Here is a 16,481-nt window from a genome sequence, read left to right as displayed (position 1 = left end):
AGAGGATGGGCAGCATCGGGCCGGTACCGGCCAACCCCTACCCGTGGCCGTACGACGGCGCGGCGGACACCGCGCGAACCGCACTGCTCTGTATCGACTGGCAGACCGACTTCTGCGGACCGGGCGGCTACGTCGACGCGATGGGTTACGACATCGGCCTCACCCGGGCCGGCCTGCCGGCCACCGCCCGGCTGCTGGAGCACGCCCGATTGCTGGGAATGCTCGTCGTCCACACCAGGGAGGGGCACGACCCGCAACTGTCGGACCTGCCGGCGAACAAGCGGTGGCGGTCGGCCCGCATCGGCGCCGAGATCGGCACGCCCGGCCCGGCCGGCCGGATCCTGATCAGGGGCGAGCCGGGCTGGGAGATCGTGCCCGAGGTCGCCCCGGTGACCGGCGAGGTGATCATCGACAAGCCCGGCAAGGGGGCCTTCTACGCCACCAACCTCGACCTGGTGCTGCGCACCCGGGGCATCACCCACCTGATCCTCACCGGCATCACCACCGACGTCTGCGTGCACACCACGATGCGCGAGGCGAACGACCGGGGGTACGAGTGCCTGATTCTCTCCGACTGCACCGGCGCCACCGACAAGGCCAACCACGACGCGGCACTGCACATGGTCACCATGCAGGGCGGCGTCTTCGGCTGCGTCACCACATCCGACGACGTCATCGCCGCCACGGCCCAGTGAGGTGCGCCCATGTTGACCATCCCCGCCGCACGGCCCGGCCCGTACACCTTCGACCTCTCGACCACGGCGCTGCTCGTCATCGACATGCAGCGCGACTTCCTGGAACCCGGCGGGTTCGGTGCGAGCCTGGGCAACGACGTCGGCCAGTTGCGCCGCACCATCCCGCCACTCGCGGCGCTGCTGGCCGACGCCCGCACCGTCGGCATGACCATCGTGCACACCCGCGAGGGGCACCTGCCCGACCTGTCCGACTGTCCGCCGGCCAAGCTCAGCCGCGGAGCGCCCAGCATGCGGATCGGTGACCTCGGACCCAAGGGCCGGATCCTGGTCCGCGGCGAGTACGGCCACGACATCATCGACGAGCTGACACCGCTACCTGACGAGCCGGTCATCGACAAGCCCGGCAAGGGCGCCTTCTACGCCACCGAACTGGACGGCCTACTCGCCGAGCGGGGCGTCCGCAGTCTTCTGGTCACCGGGGTCACCACCGAGGTGTGCGTGCACACGACCGTCCGGGAGGCCAACGACCGCGGGTACGAGTGCCTCGTACTCGCCGACTGCGTCGGGTCCTACTTCCCCGAGTTCCAGCGGGTCGGGCTCGACATGATCGCCGCCCAGGGCGGGATCTTCGGGTGGGTCGCCGACTCGGCGCAGGTCCGCGCCGCGCTGCCCACCACCACCGTGTTGCAACCCTCTTCCTGACCGGGAGCAGCCATGGTCTCGACCAAGCCCACCGTCGCCCCGCTCCCGTACTGGGTACGCGGCGACACCAACGCGTTCTTCGGCTTCGGCGTCAACGTCCTGGTCAACGTGCTCACCCTGACCGGGCTCTGCCTCGCCGTGGTGAACCTTCCCGAGGGGGAGGTGTTCGGCACCATCCTGCCGGCGCTGGGCATCGCCTTGGTCGCCGGCAACGTCTACTACACCTGGCTGGCCCGCCGGCTGGCGCGACGGGAGAACCGCACGGACGTGACGGCCCTGCCGTACGGGCCGAGCGTGCCGCACATGTTCATCGTCATCTTCGTCATCATGCTGCCGATCTACCTGCGCACCCAGGACCCCGTGCGGGCCTGGGAGGCCGGGCTGGCGTGGGCCTTCATCATCGGCGTGATCGTGCTGATCGGCGCGTTCGTCGGGCCGTACATCCGCCGGTACGCGCCCCGGGCCGCGCTGCTCGGCACCCTCGCGGGAATCTCCATCACGTTCATCTCGATGAATCCGGCCGGGCAGATGTGGCGGATGGCCTGGGTGGCCCTACCGGTCTTCGCGTTGCTGCTGATCGGCCTGCTCACCGACGTGAAGCTGCCGTTCAACTTCCCGATCGGCCTCGCCGCGCTGCTGCTCGGCACCGCGATCGGCTGGGCCGGCGGGGCGATGTCGGTGCCGGACGTCACGGCCGCTGCCCGGGACATCGCGATCGCCGTACCCTCGTTCAAGCTGGACCTGCTCCTCACCGGGCTGGCCGACATGGCGCCGCTGCTGGCGACGGCGATCCCGCTCGGCGTCTACAACTTCACCGAGGGCATGACGAACGTGGAGAGCGCCGCCACCGCGGGGGACAACTACAACCTGCGCAGTGTGCTGCTGGCCGACGGCGCGGGCGCGGTGATCGGGGCCGCGCTCGGCTCGCCCTTCCCGCCGGCCGTCTACGTCGGGCACCCGGGTTGGAAGGCGGCCGGTGGTCGCAGCGGTTACTCGATGGCGACCGGGGTGGTGATCGCCGTGCTGTGCTTCCTCGGCATGTTCGGGCTGCTCGGCGCGATCTTCCCGACGGCGGCCATCGTGCCGATCCTGCTCTACATCGGATTGCTGATCGGCGCACAGGCGTTCCAGGCGACCCCTCGGGCGCACGCCGCCGCGGTGGTCGCCGCGCTGATCCCGAACATCGCGGCCTGGGCGACCGGGCAGATCGACAACGCGTTGGCGGCGGCCGGCACCACCGCCGCGGCGGTCGGCGACGATGCGCTCAACGGCGCGGGCGTGGTCTACGACGGGCTGCTGGTGCTCGGTCAGGGCGCGATCCTCGCCGGCCTGGTGCTCGGCGCGGTGGTGGTCTTCATCATCGACAAGCGGTTCGTCCGGGCCGCGATCTTCGCCGGCACCGGCGCTGCGCTGTCGTTCATCGGGCTGATCCACGGCGAGCGCGTCGAATGGAACGCCAACGGCCAGGTGGCACTCGGCTACCTCTTCGTCGCGGTGATCTGCGTGATCTTCGCGCTGGGTCGCCCCACTCCCCGCGAGCCCGACCCGGAGGAGGCCGCACTGGACCGGGAGCACGGTCCGGCTGACCTCGACGCCGATCGGGCCGACGGCGAGCGGCGGACGTCGGCACTGAGCGGCTGAGCCGGCGGGCCCGGTCGGGGCGGCAAGCCACCGACCGGGCCGGCCAGTTCCCGACCACCGGATCGAAGGGACGTACCGCATGGAGATCGACCGGACGGACGTGGTCGCCGAGGTGACGGCGGCCTTCGCCGCCTACGAGCGGGCGCTGGCCGACGGCGACGCCGAGGAGATCTGCGGGTACTTCTGGGACTCCGAACAGACCGTGCGTTTCGGCCTCGCCGACCATCAGTACGGGTTGGACGAGCAGCGCAAGTGGCGGGCCGCGCAGCCACCACTGCCGGCCGGCCGCCGGCTGGTCGATCCGGTGGTCACCACGTTCGGCCCGGACCTGGCGGTCGTGACGACCCGATTCGGGTACGCCGGCACCGCCGCCACCGGGCGGCAGACCCAGACCTGGGTACGCCTGCCCGTCGGCTGGCGGATCGTCACCGCGCACGTCTCCGTCTCGGTGGGCTAGCTTCGTGGCCGACGCAGCGTGCTGCCGGGCGCCACTCGCGATCAGGGATCGAGGAGTGCGACCCGGCCGGTGCTCCCGTCCACCCGCACGGGCGCGCCGTCGGGCAGGGCAGTCGTCGCGTCCGCGACCGCCAGGACGGCCGGGAGGCCCTGCTCGCGGGCGACGATCGCGGCATGCGAGAGGAGACCGCCGATCTCGGTGACGACCGCGGCGACCATCCCGAACAGCGGGGTCCACGCCGGATCCGTGGTACGGCACACGAGGACGTCACCGGGCCGGACCCGAGCGAAGTCGGCGGGGCCACGCACGACGCGCACCGGCCCGGTGGCGCGGCCGGGGCTGCCGGGCGTACCGGTGCGGGCCTGACCGCCCTCGCCGCCGACCGTTGGCGCGGGAGGGAGGGCGCTGGTGACCGGGCGCGACTGGAGGATCCAGATCCGGGAGCCGGCGATCGCCCACTCGACATCCTGCGGGCCACCCAGCAGGTCGGCTGCCCGCCGGCCGAGCTGCGCAAGCCGGGTGAGCTGGTCGTCGGTGAGGCAGAAGCGCTCCCGGTCGGCCGGTGCCACCTCGCGGGTGACCGTGCGGTCGACCCGGGTCTCCTTCGTGCCGAGCGACCGGTGGGTGATGTCGCCGCCGGAGAGCGTCCACGAGTCCGGGGTGACGTGGCCGCTGACCACGCTTTCCCCCAACCCCCAGGACGCCTCGATCCGGATGTCGTCGCCGGTGAACATCACCCCGGCGACGTCCGCGTCCACCAGGCGCTGCACCAGCACGGCGATCGACGGCGACGGTGTGTCGCCCTGCCGACGCCGATATTCCACGGCACGCTCGGACCACAGCGACAACCAGCATCCGCGGACGGCGTCCGCCACCTGTTCGGGGCCGCGCACGCCCAGGAAGGTGTCGTGCTGCCCCGCCGCGGTGGCGTGGGCGGTGTCCTCGCTCGTCGCCGACGACCGCACGGCAAGGTAGCCGTCCCCGATCCGCGGGAGCGCCTGAGCGATCTCGTCGATCAGCTCCGCCGGGAGACCGTCGTCGGTCTCCCGGTAGGCGGTGGTCGGTACCACGAACCCGGGTGGGACCGGCATGCCCGCGCGGAGAAGCCGGGCGAGCGCGGCGGCCTTGCCGCCGGACGTCGCCGGTTCGGCGTCGCTCAGGTCGATCAGCAACAGGCCCCCTTTCAACTGCTGGGCGAGCCTACCCGGACCCGAAGCGCCACGTTGACGTCCGATGCGGGAGTCGGAATGCTGATCACCATGACGCATGCCTCAGCACCGGACCTGTCGGTTCTGCACGCCGTGCGGGTCGCCGGGGTGGCCAACGACGCGGCCGTCTCCGGCCGCACCGGCGTCGACCTGGAGACGGCCGCCGAGCTGCTGTTGGACTTCGAGGCGTACGGGTGGGTGACCCACGTCGAGTTCGGTGGCACCGGCGGGTGGACGCTCACCGAGCGCGGCCGCGAGCAGGACTCCCGGAAGCTTGGCGAGGAGCTGGACCAGGCGGGCGCGCGAGCCACCGTCGAGCAGGCCCACAAGGAGTTCGAGACCCTCAACGGGCGACTGGTCCGGGCCTGCACCGACTGGCAGCTGCGGCCGGTCGAGGGTGACCGGTTGACGTCCAACGACCACACCGACCCGCAGTGGGACGGCCGGGTGCTGGACGAGCTCACCGCGATCGGCGTGGAGCTGACCCGGCTGATCGGCGCGCTCGTCAGCGTGCTGAGGCGGTTCGACGGTTACGCCGACCGGTTCGACGCGGCGCTCACCCGGGCTCGCGCCGGGGACGGGCGGTGGGTGACCGGGGTGGGGGTCGCATCGTGCCACGCCGTGTGGATGGAGCTGCACGAGGACCTCCTGTCGACACTCGGGATCGCCCGCGACGCCGCACCGGAAAGCCGATAGGTTCCCGCCGTGGCTGTCCGATACCTCTACCTGGCCCGACACGGTGCGGCGGACGCCTTCGGCCAGCTCACCGACGTGGGACACCGGCAGGCAGACCTGCTCGGTCGGCGTCTCGCCGGCCTGCCGATCGACGCGGTGTGGCACTCGATGCTGCCGCGTGCCGCCGCGAGCGCGCGGGAGATCGCCAAGCACCTGCCGGACGTGCCGGTCGCCGAGGCGGCCGAACTCGTCGACCACGTGCCGTACGTGCCGAACGCGGACGAGATGCCCCGCTCCTGGGCCGGCTTCTTCGACGGCTACGACGAGGCCGAGGCGGCAGCCGGCACACGCATCGCGGAGGCCCTGGTGGCGAGGTTCACCACGGCCCCGGAGCGCACCGAGCCGGACTCGCACGAGGTGCTCATCACGCACGCGTACCCGATCGCGTGGCTGGTGCGGCACGCGCTGGCGGCCCCGCCCACCCGGTGGCTCGGCCTGGACAGCGCGAACACCGGCCTCACCGTGCTCGAATACCGGGCCGGCCTGTCGCCCACGCTCGTCATGTTCAACGACCAGAGCCACCTGTCGGGTGAGCTGCGCTGGACGGGGTTCCGCTCGGCCGCACGCCCGTGAGGGGCCGGGTCAGGTGGTCTTGATGTCGGCCGCGCCGAAGGAGACCGAGAATCGCTTGCACCAGATGGAGACACTCCGGAAGTCACGGGGGTCCACCGAGGTCGGTAGGTCGTACACCTGGTTGCCCTTGTTGCCCTTGAGTCGTGCCAGCTCGACCCATTCGCCGTCGTCGAACACGTGCCAGCCGGCCGTGCCCCGGATGACCGGTTGGTCGGTCAGCCACACCCGCAGATCCGGCCCGTTCGACGTCTTGAGGTCGCGCAGGACGAGCTGGTGGCGTCCGTTGGCGAGCCGGTGGATCTCGGCACTGCCGGTCGTCTGGTGCTCGTGGGTGACGAACGTCCCGGCGGCAAGGATCTCGTTAGCCGCCGGTGTGGCCTTCGACGCAGGGGCCGGGGTCGCGGGGGCCAGGGTCGTGCGGGTCGGGGTCGTGGGGGCCGGGGTCGTGGAGGTCGGCGCGGGGACGGTCGACGTCGTCCCCGCGCCCGGGAGCGCCTCGTCGACGTAGGTGTCGGTGAACAGCTTCCACGGCTGAAACCAGGAGAGGGCCAGGGCCGTCACGACGACGGCGGAGACGAGGGCGGCCCAGGCCACCGGCGACCGGAAGATCGGCTTTCCCATCACCGCAGCGTACGGCCGCGGCAACCGTCGAACCGGTCGCGAACCCTTGCGGAACCCTTACGAATCGGCAGCTGTCGACAACCCCGCCCCGATTCTCAGGGGAGCGTGATGCCGGTGTCCGTGCCGGACAGGGCCTCTGCGCACGGGCAGCCCGCCTGGTCCGCCGGCAACGTCTGGATCGCGTCGCCGAGCAGGACGCGCAGGCGTTCGACGTTTCGCGCGAAGACCGTGAACACCTCCTGTTGGGTGACGCCGTGCCCGACCTCGACGCCGGAGTCGAGGTCGGTCACCAGCGACAGCGCGGTGTAACACAGGGCCAGTTCGCGGGCCAGCACCGCTTCGGGGTGACCGGTCATGCCGACGACCGACCAGCCCTGCTGGCCGTACCACTGTGATTCGGCGCGGGTGGAGAAGCGCGGCCCTCCGATGACGACAATGGTGCCGCCGTCGACCGGCTGCCAATCAGCGTTGCGGGCGGCGTCGAGGACGATGGCGCGCCCCACCGGACAGTAGGGGTCGGCGAACGGCACGTGGACGACCCCGGGAAGTTGCCCGTCCCCGCGGGGCCGCCCGTCGTAGTAGGTCTGCTCGCGGCCGGCGGTCCGGTCGACCAGTTGGTCCGGCACGACGAGGGTGCCGGGACCCAGATCCGGTCGCAGACCGCCCACGGCCCCCGGTGCGAGCACCTGCCGGACGCCCGCTGCCCGCAGCGCCCACAGGTTGGCCCGGTAGTTGATGAGGTGCGGGGGGAGGGTGTGCCGACGTCCGTGGCGGGGCAGGAACACCACGGGTCGCCCGGCGACGCTCCCGACGGACAGCGAGTCGCTCGGCGGTCCGTACGGTGTGTCGACCGTGACCTCGCTGACGTCGTCGAGGAACTCGTAGAAACCCGACCCGCCGATCACGCCGATCGGCGGGCGGGCGTTGCCTTCTGACATGTGCACGTCTCCTCGGAGGCGGGTGGGGGACTCAGGAACGGTTGGCGCCGCGCCGGCCGACGATCGTGGTGACGACCAGCACGAGCACGATGACGCCCCAGACGACGGCCAGCCCGGCCGCGAGCCCCAGTGGGTAGTCACGGTCCGGCAGGCCGGGGTTCGGAGGCGCCGATGGCGGTCGCCACAGCAGGGGCACCGCGATCAGCAGCAACGTGGCGCTGGCCAGCAGGCCCGCGCCGATCCAGGCCCGGCGGAACCGGTCGGTCACCAGTCGGCCCAGGGCCAGCCCGACAAGTCCGACAAGTGGTGCCACCAGGATGTCGTGCAGCAGCGGACCGCCGAGCAGCCACGGCAGGGTGGTGGCGAGCTGGGGGAGGAGCAGCCAACCGCCGTACGCCGCCGCGGCGGTGCCGAGCACGAGCAGGAGCAGTCGGACGGTTCTCACCGCAACACCTCCAGCCGGGCCACCCACTTGGTCTGGAGCACACCCGGTCGGCTCGGCGCGATGAGACGGCAGGGGTACCCGTGGTCCGGCGACAGCTCCTCGCCGTTGATCCGCAGTGCGAGCAGGGTCAGCGGGTCGCTGGCGTGGGCCGCGGGGAGGGTGCTCGCGGCGTACAGGCCGTCGGTCTCCAGGGAGGTGACGCGAACCGGTCGGCCGGTGGGTGCGCCGGCCCGGCGGAGCAGGTGGACGACGGGCACACCGGTCCAGTGGGCGGAGGCGCTCCAGCCCTCGACGCAGGCGATCGGCAGTTCGGCCGTGCGCTGCGGCAGGGCCGCCAGGTCGGCCAGGGACAGGGCGTACCGCCCGCCCGGCCAGACGATCTCCAGCCGCCAGTCGGGTGGAACGGCGATGCGCGCGGCGGCGGCCGTCCGGTTGATCGGCACGCCCTGCGGTCCGGACGCGGACCGCCACGCCAGCGGGGACACCCGACGCAACCACGGGACGGTGACGCCGGCGGTGGCCAGCACGGCGATTCCGGCGACACCCGCCGAGGTACGCAGGAACGCGCGACGTCCGGACGAGTCCCGATCGTCTCGCCCACCGGCGCTGGGCCGCAGCGGCGTGCCCAGTGCCGCGCGGGCGATCGGGAGCTTCACCGCGACGTGCAGCAGCAACGCGCCCACCACCAGCCAGGCGACCGCGTAGTGCGCGGTCGGGAAGAAGAACCCCCAGGGGTACGACTGGGCGACGTTGAACAGGCCGGTGACCAGTTCGAAGAACGCCGCGCAGACCAGGACGAGGACGGAGATCCGTTCGAGGGCGTGGGCGGACAACCGGATCGGCTGGCGCAGGGGCGGCCGGACGAACAGCCGCGGGTAGACGCTCCACAGTTTGGCCAGCAGCAACGGGATCGCCGCGATGCCGGAGAGCACATGGACGCCCTGGGTGATCCGGTAGAGGTTGACCGGTCGGGTCGGCCAGGTGAACCAACCGGGCGGGTGCTGGAGGTAGTGGCTGAGCAGCCCGGTGCCGAAACACAGCCCGAACGCCACCCCGAGCCAGAGGCCGAGCCGGGCGGCGACCAGCGGTGAGTGCGACGGCGCGGTGAAGTCCTCGGGGGTGGGGACGCGGGGCTGGCGGATCATTGGCGGACCAACTCGGCGAACCAGCGTGTGCCGAACCGGAGACGGTCCGCCACCCGTAGGCCGGCAGCGGCGGCGGTACCGGCCAGCACGTCCGCACCGACCCGCGCCCAGGGAAACGTCGGCCCCTGACGTACCCCGTCGCCGGACGCCCCGGACAGCACGAACGCCTGTCCCTGCCACAGCCCGGCTCCCGGGGGCTCCACCTCGACCAGCAGCGTCCCGTCGGCCGCGAGCAGGGCCGCGCACCGACGCAGTAGCCGGACCGGGTCACCGCCGATGCCGATGTTGCCGTCGACGAGCAGGGCGTGAGCCCACCGCCCCTCGCCGGGCAGGGGGTCGAAGACGTCGCGTCGCAGGGCGACCACACCCCGGCCCTGGGTCAGCCGTACCGCCTCGGCGGAGATGTCCACCCCCAGGGCGACGAGACCGCGCTGGGCGAGCGCCCTGGTCAGTCGGCCGGGGCCGCAGCCGAGGTCGATCGTCGGCCCGTCGCAGCGCGCGGCGAGCGACTCGATCGCCGGTTCGGGAGGACCGTGCCAGCGCCGAACCGGCAACAGGTCGCGTCGTCCGTCGGTGTGCACCAGCCAGTGCTCGGACGGGGCCGGAGGCATCGGGGCGACCGGCGTACCGCGGGCATCCTGGTCGGCGGACCACCCGCCGAGCCCGCCCAGCGCCACGGCGAAACCGTCGAGGATCATCGTCGAACTCACCGGAGGCGTCCGTTCACCAGGTGGCCGCCCACCGACTCGACGGCAGCCGCGAACCGCGTGCCGGGCAGGTCGGCCGCGACCGCCAGCGCGCTGGGCCAGTCGTCGACATCCTGTTGCCCGGGCAGGATCGCCGGGCGTACGCCGTGCTCCCGGAGAGCGGCGAGGGTACGGCGACCGGTGTCGTCGGTGGACATGGGCACGTCGCGCAACACGCCCGCGTACGCCGGGTCGCGTAACCCGAGTGCCCACCAGCCCCCGTCGAGCGCCGGCCCGAACACGGCTCCGTGCGCGGCGAGCAATTCCAGGGCGGTGGTGAGCAGGGCCGGCCGGACCTGCGGGGTGTCCATGCCGATCTGTAGCACCGGTCGGCCGGGGAAGGCCGTGGCGGTGTCGGCGTGCGCGTTCGCGAGACGGTCGGCGAACGTGGCGCCGCGCTGTGCGACGAGGTGCCAGCCCGCCAGCGCTGCGGTCAGCTCCGCGCCGCACTCGGCATCGGCGAACCGACCGGTGTGGGCCAGCACGGGAATCGTCGCGGCGGTGGCGCGTACCGCCGCGAGGGTGTCCAACAGCGCCGCCGCCGCGACCCGGGCCGCCTGGGCGGGACTCGCCGGAGGACACAGGCGCGTCTTGGCCAGTCCCGCGACCGGCGCCTTCGCGACCAGGAGCAGGACGTTCACCGGCCACCGCCGACGCCGGCGCGCAACACTCCGGCGAAGTCCCGGCTCGCCCGTACCGTGCCCCGGACCGACCCGGAGACCTTCGACCTGGTGCCGGCGGCCCGGGGCGCGTACGCGACGTCCAGCTCGAGAATCCGCCAGCCCGCCTCGGTGGCGCGCAGCAGCAACTCCAGGGGGTAACCGAACGCGCGGTCCTCAACGCCGAGTCCCAGGAGCGCCGCGTGCCGGGCCACCCGGATCGGGCTGATGTCGTACACCGGCACGCCGCGCCGCCGCAGCAGCGCGGCCACCAGCGCGTTTCCCATCCGGGCGTGCCACGGCCAGGCCTGCGCCGAGACCGGTCGACGCCTCCCGACGGCGAGATCCGCCCGACCGTCGAGCACCGCCGCGACGAGCCTGGGCAACTCGGCCGGGTCGAACGAGCCGTCCGCGTCGAGGACGCAGACCAGCTCCGCGTCCGCCGCCAGCAGGCCGGTGTGCACCGCCGCGCCGTACCCGCGTCTCGGCTCGTGGACGACACGCGCCCCGTACTCGGCCGCGACGGCAGGCGAACCGTCGGTCGAGCCGTTGTCGACCACGATGGCCCGGTAGCCGGGTGGCAGCCCGCTCAGGACGGCAGGCAGTGCGGCCGCCTCGTCCAGGCAGGGCAGCACCACGTCGATCGTTGTGTGCATACCGGCGACGCTAGGCCCGCCACGGTCCGTCCGGACCGCCGTCGCTCCTTACGAATCGCTTACGCGGCAGGGGATCTTACGAGTCCCTGACGTCGCGCCGTCGCGCCGTCGGATCCCTGGCCGGAGGTCGTATCGTCGGCCGTCACCATGACCATGATGACCCGGCCGGGACGACCCCGGTCCGCCGACCTGATCGTCATCGGCGCCGAGATTGCCCTGCTCGTCGTCGCCGTCACCGTCGGCGCACTGCTCAACCATCGGGGCGTGCAGCTCCACGCGGACGCCGCCCCGCTCTACGCCGCGTGGCAGCCCCATCTGGGTCCCGGCACTCCCGCCGCACTCCTCGTCGCGGCGCTGTTCGTCTGGCGGGGTACCCGCTGGGGGGCCACCGCGCGGTGGCCACTGCTGCTGGTCGTCGGCTACCTCGGCGCGGTGCTCTGGACGTTGTCGCTGGCCCTGGTGGACGGCTGGTCCGCCGGGTTGACCGAGCGGCTCACCGTGCAGGCCGAGTACCTGCACGAGGTACCCCGGGTGACGGATGTCGGTGCGATGGTGGCCGGCTACGCCGATCGGATCCTCGATTTCCAGCCCGACTCGTGGTCCACCCACGCCGCCGGTCATCCACCGGGAGCGTTGCTGTTCTTCGTCGTCCTGGAGCGGATCGGCCTGGGCGGCGGTACCGCCGCCGGGCTCGCGTGTGTGGTGCTCGGCGCCACGGTCGCCGTGTCGGTGCCGGTGACGCTGCGGGCGCTCGGGGCCGAGGATGCCGCTCGGGCGGTGTGGCCGTTCCTGGTCCTCTTCCCGGGGGCGGTCTGGGTGGGCGCGTCCGCCGACGGGATCTTCGCGGCGGTGATCGCCGCCGGACTGGCGCTGCTGGTGGTGGGTGGCCGACCCGGGGCCGTACTCGGCGGGCTGCTGCTCGGATTCGCGCTCTACCTGTCGTACGGGTTCGTCCTGGTCGGGGTCCTCGTGGTGACCGTGGTGCTGCTGCGGGCGCGGGACCGCCTCGGCGTGCTCCTGGTCGCGGCGACGGCGGTGGCGGTCGTTGTCGCCGGGTTCAGCGTCGCCGGTTTCTGGTGGCTGGACGGCTACCACCTGGTGGCGCGTCGTTACTACCAGGGCTGGGCGGCGGAACGCCCGTACGGCTACTGGATCTGGGCGAACCTCGCCGCCCTGCTGCTCTCGGCCGGGCCGGTGCTCGGGCCGGCGCTGCGCCGGGCGGTGGCCGCCGTGTCGATCCGACCACCGCTCCCGACGGCCCTGCGCCAGCGGATCGTCAGCGCCGGCCCCACCGTGTGGTTGCCCGTCGCGGCGGCGGTGGCCGTGCTCGCGGCGGACCTGTCCGGGCTCAGCAAGGCCGAGGTGGAGCGGATCTGGTTACCGTTCGCCGTCTGGCTGCTGGTCGCCACCGCGCACCTGCCCCCCGGACACCGACGGTGGTGGCTGGCGGCCCAGGCCGGCACGGCTCTCGCCGTCAACCACCTACTGTGGACGGTGTCCTGACCGACGCCGGCTCCCGCATCACCGCGGTGGTGAAGTCGGTGACGCCGGCGGCGAAACCGACTCGGGCGGTGAAACCCAGCAGCCGGGCGGCGCGGGCCGGATCGGCCACGACGTGCCGGACGTCGGCCACCCGCCCGCCGCCGACGATGACCGGCAGGGGTCCGCCCATCGCCGAAGCCAGCTCGTGGGCCAGCTCACCGACGGTGTGCGGTTCACCCGAGCAGACGTTGACCGGGACCAGAGGCTCCGGCGCCGGTGTCGTCAGGGCCAGCAGGTTGGCCGCGGCGACGTCGGTCACGTGGACGAAGTCGCGCCGCTGCCGACCGTCCTCCAGGACCCGCGGCGGTTGCCCGGCGGCCAGCGCCGACCGGAAGATCGACGCCACCCCGGCGTACGGAGTGTCGCGGGGCATCCTCGGCCCGTAGACGTTGTGGTACCGCAGCGCCCAGACCGATCCGCCGGTCTGCCGGGCCCAGGCGCCGGCGAGGTGTTCCTGGGCCAGCTTCGTGGCGGCGTACGTGCTGTGCGGTTCCAGCGGCGCGTCCTCGGGCACGAGACCGGGGGAGAGCGTCAGGTCGCACCGGGGGCAGATCGGCTCGTACCGGCCCTCGGCCAGGTCGGCGGCACGGCGACCGGCCGGCCGGACGATTCCGTGGACCGGGCAGTGGTAGCGGCCCTCGCCGTAGACCACCATCGAGCTGGCCAACACCAGCCGGCGTACGCCGGTGGCGTGCATCGCCGCGAGGAGGGTGGCCGTGCCGAGGTCGTTGTGGGCGGCGTAGCGGGGGGCGTCGGCCGGGTCGACGCCGTGGCCGACCATGGCCGCCTGATGGCAGACCGCGTCGACCCCGGCGAGCAGCCGGGTCAGCAGCTCATGGTCGCGCACGTCGCCGACCACGAGGTCGTGTCGCTGCGCCCAGGGCGGTGCCGTCGCACCGTGCGCCTCCGGCAGGAGCGCGTCGACGGCCACCACCTCGTGCCCCTCCTCGCCGAGCAGGTCGGCGACGTGGGAGCCGATGAACCCGGCAGCACCGGTGACAAGTATCCGCATTCCGGTCACCGTAGGACCCCGCGTACGCCCGTACCGGCCGGCCCGCGCAGCCGTAAGAACCTCGTTAGGTTTCGCCGGTGCGGTCGGCGCCCACCGCCTGGCTACGCTGGGCGGATGGACAGGTCGACGGGCCGGAGCGGGGGACGTTCGTGACACAGCGGGTGCTGGTGGTCGACGACGACCAGACCGTCAGTGACGTCATCTGTCGCTACCTCGAACACGACGGATTCCAGGTCAGCCACGCCGCGGACGGGGCAGCGGCGCTGGCGGCGGTGGCGCGCCAGGTGCCGCACCTGGTCGTGCTCGACCTGATGCTGCCCCGGATCAACGGCCTACAGGTGTGCCGGGAGCTGCGCGCCCGGCCGGACGGCATCCCGATCATCATGCTGACCGCGCGGGGTGACGAGTCCGACCGGATCCTCGGGCTGCAACTCGGCGCGGACGACTACCTGACCAAGCCCTTCTCCCCCCGGGAACTGGTGCTCCGGGTCCGGTCGGTGCTCCGGCGCGCCGCCAGCGGGCCGCCACCCGAGCGGCCGGAGGCGCTTCTCGACGGCAGCCTGGTGGTGCAGACCACCTCCCGGACCGCCCGCCTCGCCGATGCCGACCTGGTGCTGACGTTGCGCGAATTCGACCTGCTCGTCCACCTCATGCGGCACCCGTCCCGGGTGTTCAGCCGGGCCGAACTCCTGGAGCAGGTCTGGGGCTGGAACTTCGGGGACCACTCCACGGTGACCGTGCACGTACGCCGGCTGCGCGAGAAGATCGAGGACAACCCGGCCGATCCGCGGCGGATCGTGACCGTCTGGGGCGTCGGCTACCGGTACGAGCCAGCCGATGCGTGACCTACTGCTGATCTTCGCGATCGCCCTCGGCGCGGCACTGGGCATCGGGCTCGCCGGCGCGCTGCTGCTGCGTGCGCTTCGGCGCAGCTCGATCACCGTGCACCTCAGCGTGCTGCTCGCCACCACGGTGGTTGCCGTCGCCGTGGGGGTGCTGGCGGTCGCGGAGGCGATGTTCCTCTCCGCACACGACCTCGAGGTGGTGCTGATCACCGTCTCGGCGGCAGGGGTGGTCAGCCTCGCCGTCGGCGGGCACTTCGGCCGTCGACTGGCCCGCGCGGCGGTCTGGCGCGACCAGGCGCGGGAACGGGAACGGCACCTGGAGAAGGGGCGACGCGACCTGGTCGCCTGGGTCTCCCACGACCTGCGTACCCCGCTCGCCGGGTTGCGGGCCATGGCGGAGGCGCTGGAGGACCGGGTGGTCCGCGATCCGGACACCGTCGACGAGTACCACCGCCGGATCCGCCTGGAGACCGACCGGATGACCCGACTCGTCGACGACCTGTTCGAGTTGTCCCGGATCAACGCGGGAGCGCTGCGGTTGTCGCTGACCGCGGTGCCGCTCGGCGAGGTGGTGTCGGACGCGCTGGCCAGTACCACCCCGTTGGCCGACGCCCGCCGGATCAAGCTGATCGCCAGCGAGTCGGGCTGGCCGACGGTGGCCGCGAGCGAGCCGGAGCTGGCCCGGGTCGTCGCCAACCTGCTGCTCAACGCGGTCCGCTACACCCCGGAGGACGGCACCGTACGCATCGAGGCCGGCCACGACGAGGACCACGCCTGGCTGTCGGTCGCCGACACCTGCGGCGGCATCCCCCCGGCCGACCTTCCCCGACTGTTCGACATCGCGTTCCGTGGCGAGCCGGCCCGCACGCCCGGCCCCGGCGACGGTGGGGCGTCCGGAGGGCTCGGCCTGGCCATCGTCCACGGCCTGGTGGAGGCGCACGGCGGTCGGGTGGAGGTGCGCAACACCCCGGAGGGCTGCCAGTTCATGGTTCGCCTGGCCACCGCCTGACGTGGTTTGCTACTCGTACTGCTGCCCACATCGGGCCAGCTCTGCCAGATCGTCCCAGCCGAGGAAATCGATGGCCTGATCGCCTGGCTCCCGTTCGTCCACGAACTCCGGGTGTGGGCCAGGAAGCGGCTGTCGTATGCCGTCGTCCTCGCTCCAGCCGCCCAGCGCCCCGGCCATCCCGCATTCCAGGTAACCCTTCGGATCGAAGTTGTACCAGGTGGTGCTCAGGGCTCGTACACATCCGGCGGGACGGGGCGCGGCAATGCCGAAATAGGCGTACTTGTCGAGGGGACCTTGGTCGGCGAAGTCGGCCAGGTCCGCGATCTGCGACAGGACGATGGCTTCCCAGTGGGCATACGTGGTCGGCTCGTGTGTGTAGCGGAACTCGGCGGATCGCCAGGAGGCCTGCAACGGCGCCGGCTCGACCATGCCGGCCGCCGTGACCATCGCGGCAACCGTGTCCAGGTCCAGCCGGACCTGACCTGACAGCGGCCGGGCAACCTGCCACCAGCCGCGCAGGAACCTGTCCAAACCGTGTCCGGCGGCGTTCATCCCCTCGCCTTCTCGGACAAGGCGTCGGTAGAGGTCGCGGTTCGTGCGGCAGACCGGCTCGGGCGGCCCGTGGAGCCAGTAGGTCTGCTTGTGCACCACCCCAGATTCCAACGCCAGGGCGTTGGCCAGCGCCTCAACCCGATCAGCGAAAGCGCTTATCTGGACCCGGTTACCGTTGTCATCCTGCCGCCACAGCTCCCACACCGCCATCGCAGCACCGTAGCCGTCCGTGCTCACCGCCGATGAACGGGCGGTACCTAGGATGGGCCGATGAACCCGCCTGGTGACCTCATAGGGCGG

At 72.4% G+C, this 16,481-nt stretch carries 19 protein-coding genes; 9 read left to right on the top strand and 10 right to left on the bottom strand.

Going from position 1 to position 16,481, the window contains the following annotated elements; all coding sequences use genetic code 11:
- Positions 1–5 precede the first annotated feature (5 nt).
- From AB0A90_RS32125 to AB0A90_RS32110, 4 genes are all read left to right on the top strand, one after another.
- Positions 6–695 carry an isochorismatase family cysteine hydrolase gene (locus AB0A90_RS32125; RefSeq protein WP_357255211.1) on the top strand — a complete coding sequence of 230 codons (690 nt, stop codon included), beginning with the start codon at positions 6–8 and terminating at the stop codon, positions 693–695.
- 9 nt (positions 696–704) lie between these two features.
- Entirely contained in the window at positions 705–1,397 is a 693-nt protein-coding gene (locus AB0A90_RS32120; protein ID WP_357255209.1) for a cysteine hydrolase, read from the top strand.
- 12 nt (positions 1,398–1,409) lie between these two features.
- On the top strand, positions 1,410–3,038 hold the full coding sequence (locus tag AB0A90_RS32115) for a regulator (protein ID WP_357255206.1): 1,629 nt from the start codon (positions 1,410–1,412) through the stop codon (positions 3,036–3,038).
- 79 nt (positions 3,039–3,117) lie between these two features.
- Entirely contained in the window at positions 3,118–3,495 is a 378-nt protein-coding gene (locus tag AB0A90_RS32110) for an AtzH-like domain-containing protein (RefSeq protein WP_357255204.1), read from the top strand.
- A 41-nt stretch (positions 3,496–3,536) separates the two neighbouring features.
- Here the strand turns inward: AB0A90_RS32110 and AB0A90_RS32105 are convergent, their stop codons facing one another.
- Positions 3,537–4,667, bottom strand: coding sequence for a PEP/pyruvate-binding domain-containing protein (locus AB0A90_RS32105; RefSeq protein WP_357255201.1), 1,131 nt, complete (start codon positions 4,665–4,667; stop codon positions 3,537–3,539).
- An 87-nt stretch (positions 4,668–4,754) separates the two neighbouring features.
- Between AB0A90_RS32105 and AB0A90_RS32100 the strand changes: the two genes are divergently transcribed.
- Together AB0A90_RS32100 and AB0A90_RS32095 are read left to right on the top strand one after the other, a co-directional pair.
- Positions 4,755–5,399, top strand: coding sequence for a transcriptional regulator (locus AB0A90_RS32100; protein ID WP_357255198.1), 645 nt, complete (start codon positions 4,755–4,757; stop codon positions 5,397–5,399).
- A 9-nt stretch (positions 5,400–5,408) separates the two neighbouring features.
- Positions 5,409–6,011 (top strand): histidine phosphatase family protein, encoded by a 603-nt coding sequence (locus AB0A90_RS32095; RefSeq protein ID WP_357255197.1) that lies wholly within the window; start codon positions 5,409–5,411, stop codon positions 6,009–6,011.
- A 9-nt stretch (positions 6,012–6,020) separates the two neighbouring features.
- On the opposite strand, the gene AB0A90_RS32090 is transcribed toward AB0A90_RS32095, so the two are convergent.
- The 7 genes from AB0A90_RS32090 to AB0A90_RS32060 all read right to left on the bottom strand — a co-directional run bounded on the left by AB0A90_RS32090 (position 6,021) and on the right by AB0A90_RS32060 (position 11,221).
- Entirely contained in the window at positions 6,021–6,632 is a 612-nt protein-coding gene (locus AB0A90_RS32090; RefSeq protein ID WP_357255194.1) for a DM13 domain-containing protein, read from the bottom strand.
- 95 nt (positions 6,633–6,727) lie between these two features.
- Positions 6,728–7,570, bottom strand: coding sequence for an S-methyl-5'-thioadenosine phosphorylase (locus AB0A90_RS32085; RefSeq protein ID WP_357255192.1), 843 nt, complete (start codon positions 7,568–7,570; stop codon positions 6,728–6,730).
- A gap of 31 nt (positions 7,571–7,601) precedes the next feature.
- Positions 7,602–8,015, bottom strand: coding sequence for a hypothetical protein (locus tag AB0A90_RS32080; RefSeq protein WP_357255190.1), 414 nt, complete (start codon positions 8,013–8,015; stop codon positions 7,602–7,604).
- Positions 8,012–9,160 (bottom strand): molybdopterin-dependent oxidoreductase, encoded by a 1,149-nt coding sequence (locus tag AB0A90_RS32075; protein ID WP_357255186.1) that lies wholly within the window; start codon positions 9,158–9,160, stop codon positions 8,012–8,014. Before AB0A90_RS32075 ends, AB0A90_RS32080 begins: the two co-directional genes overlap by 4 nt.
- Entirely contained in the window at positions 9,157–9,771 is a 615-nt protein-coding gene (locus AB0A90_RS32070; RefSeq protein ID WP_357255314.1) for a methyltransferase domain-containing protein, read from the bottom strand. The genes AB0A90_RS32075 and AB0A90_RS32070 overlap by 4 nt, the downstream gene beginning before the upstream one ends.
- 95 nt (positions 9,772–9,866) lie before the next feature.
- The gene (locus AB0A90_RS32065; RefSeq protein ID WP_357255183.1) at positions 9,867–10,547 is read right to left on the bottom strand and encodes a DUF2064 domain-containing protein; all 681 of its coding nucleotides are present in this window, start codon (positions 10,545–10,547) and stop codon (positions 9,867–9,869) included.
- Positions 10,544–11,221: a glycosyltransferase family 2 protein gene (locus AB0A90_RS32060; RefSeq protein WP_357255181.1), complete on the bottom strand. Its 678-nt coding sequence runs from the start codon at positions 11,219–11,221 to the stop codon at positions 10,544–10,546. The genes AB0A90_RS32065 and AB0A90_RS32060 overlap by 4 nt, the downstream gene beginning before the upstream one ends.
- Before the next feature lie 147 nt (positions 11,222–11,368).
- On the opposite strand from AB0A90_RS32060, the gene AB0A90_RS32055 reads away from it, so the two are divergent.
- Positions 11,369–12,724: a hypothetical protein gene (locus AB0A90_RS32055; protein ID WP_357255179.1), complete on the top strand. Its 1,356-nt coding sequence runs from the start codon at positions 11,369–11,371 to the stop codon at positions 12,722–12,724.
- On the opposite strand, the gene AB0A90_RS32050 is transcribed toward AB0A90_RS32055, so the two are convergent.
- Complete coding sequence (locus AB0A90_RS32050; protein ID WP_357255176.1) at positions 12,696–13,775, bottom strand: NAD-dependent epimerase/dehydratase family protein; 1,080 nt, start codon at positions 13,773–13,775, stop codon at positions 12,696–12,698. The two genes, AB0A90_RS32055 and AB0A90_RS32050, sit on opposite strands and share 29 nt — an antisense overlap.
- Positions 13,776–13,924: 149 nt before the next feature.
- Here AB0A90_RS32050 and AB0A90_RS32045 point away from each other — a divergent pair, with 149 nt between their 5' ends.
- Together AB0A90_RS32045 and AB0A90_RS32040 are read left to right on the top strand one after the other, a co-directional pair.
- A complete protein-coding gene (locus AB0A90_RS32045) occupies positions 13,925–14,620 on the top strand; it encodes a response regulator transcription factor (protein ID WP_357255311.1) in 696 nt (231 codons plus the stop codon).
- Complete coding sequence (locus tag AB0A90_RS32040) at positions 14,613–15,629, top strand: ATP-binding protein (protein WP_357255173.1); 1,017 nt, start codon at positions 14,613–14,615, stop codon at positions 15,627–15,629. The genes AB0A90_RS32045 and AB0A90_RS32040 overlap by 8 nt, the downstream gene beginning before the upstream one ends.
- Positions 15,630–15,638: 9 nt before the next feature.
- Here the strand turns inward: AB0A90_RS32040 and AB0A90_RS32035 are convergent, their stop codons facing one another.
- Positions 15,639–16,391 (bottom strand): hypothetical protein, encoded by a 753-nt coding sequence (locus AB0A90_RS32035; RefSeq protein WP_357255170.1) that lies wholly within the window; start codon positions 16,389–16,391, stop codon positions 15,639–15,641.
- Between the last annotated feature and the right edge of the window lie 90 nt (positions 16,392–16,481).

It is taken from the genome of Micromonospora sp. NPDC049204 (assembly GCF_040647935.1).
In the GTDB taxonomy this organism is placed as follows: domain Bacteria; phylum Actinomycetota; class Actinomycetes; order Mycobacteriales; family Micromonosporaceae; genus Micromonospora.
Note: the sequence above shows the minus strand (reverse complement) of the source record. Positions and strands in the feature narration are given on the sequence as shown.

Excerpts from the sequence above, each read along its gene's own strand:
- AB0A90_RS32125 (WP_357255211.1), top strand. The coding sequence starts at position 6 with ATGGGCAGCATCGGGCCGGTACCGGCCAACCCCTACCCGTGGCCGTAC.
- AB0A90_RS32120 (WP_357255209.1), top strand. The coding sequence starts at position 705 with ATGTTGACCATCCCCGCCGCACGGCCCGGCCCGTACACCTTCGACCTC.
- AB0A90_RS32115 (WP_357255206.1), top strand. The coding sequence starts at position 1,410 with ATGGTCTCGACCAAGCCCACCGTCGCCCCGCTCCCGTACTGGGTACGC.
- AB0A90_RS32110 (WP_357255204.1), top strand. The coding sequence starts at position 3,118 with ATGGAGATCGACCGGACGGACGTGGTCGCCGAGGTGACGGCGGCCTTC.
- AB0A90_RS32100 (WP_357255198.1), top strand. The coding sequence starts at position 4,755 with ATGACGCATGCCTCAGCACCGGACCTGTCGGTTCTGCACGCCGTGCGG.
- AB0A90_RS32090 (WP_357255194.1), bottom strand. The coding sequence starts at position 6,632 with ATGGGAAAGCCGATCTTCCGGTCGCCGGTGGCCTGGGCCGCCCTCGTC.
- AB0A90_RS32085 (WP_357255192.1), bottom strand. The coding sequence starts at position 7,570 with ATGTCAGAAGGCAACGCCCGCCCGCCGATCGGCGTGATCGGCGGGTCG.
- AB0A90_RS32075 (WP_357255186.1), bottom strand. The coding sequence starts at position 9,160 with ATGATCCGCCAGCCCCGCGTCCCCACCCCCGAGGACTTCACCGCGCCG.
- AB0A90_RS32070 (WP_357255314.1), bottom strand. The coding sequence starts at position 9,771 with ATGCCTCCGGCCCCGTCCGAGCACTGGCTGGTGCACACCGACGGACGA.
- AB0A90_RS32060 (WP_357255181.1), bottom strand. The coding sequence starts at position 11,221 with ATGCACACAACGATCGACGTGGTGCTGCCCTGCCTGGACGAGGCGGCC.
- AB0A90_RS32055 (WP_357255179.1), top strand. The coding sequence starts at position 11,369 with ATGACCATGATGACCCGGCCGGGACGACCCCGGTCCGCCGACCTGATC.
- AB0A90_RS32050 (WP_357255176.1), bottom strand. The coding sequence starts at position 13,775 with ATGCGGATACTTGTCACCGGTGCTGCCGGGTTCATCGGCTCCCACGTC.
- AB0A90_RS32040 (WP_357255173.1), top strand. The coding sequence starts at position 14,613 with ATGCGTGACCTACTGCTGATCTTCGCGATCGCCCTCGGCGCGGCACTG.
- AB0A90_RS32035 (WP_357255170.1), bottom strand. The coding sequence starts at position 16,391 with ATGGCGGTGTGGGAGCTGTGGCGGCAGGATGACAACGGTAACCGGGTC.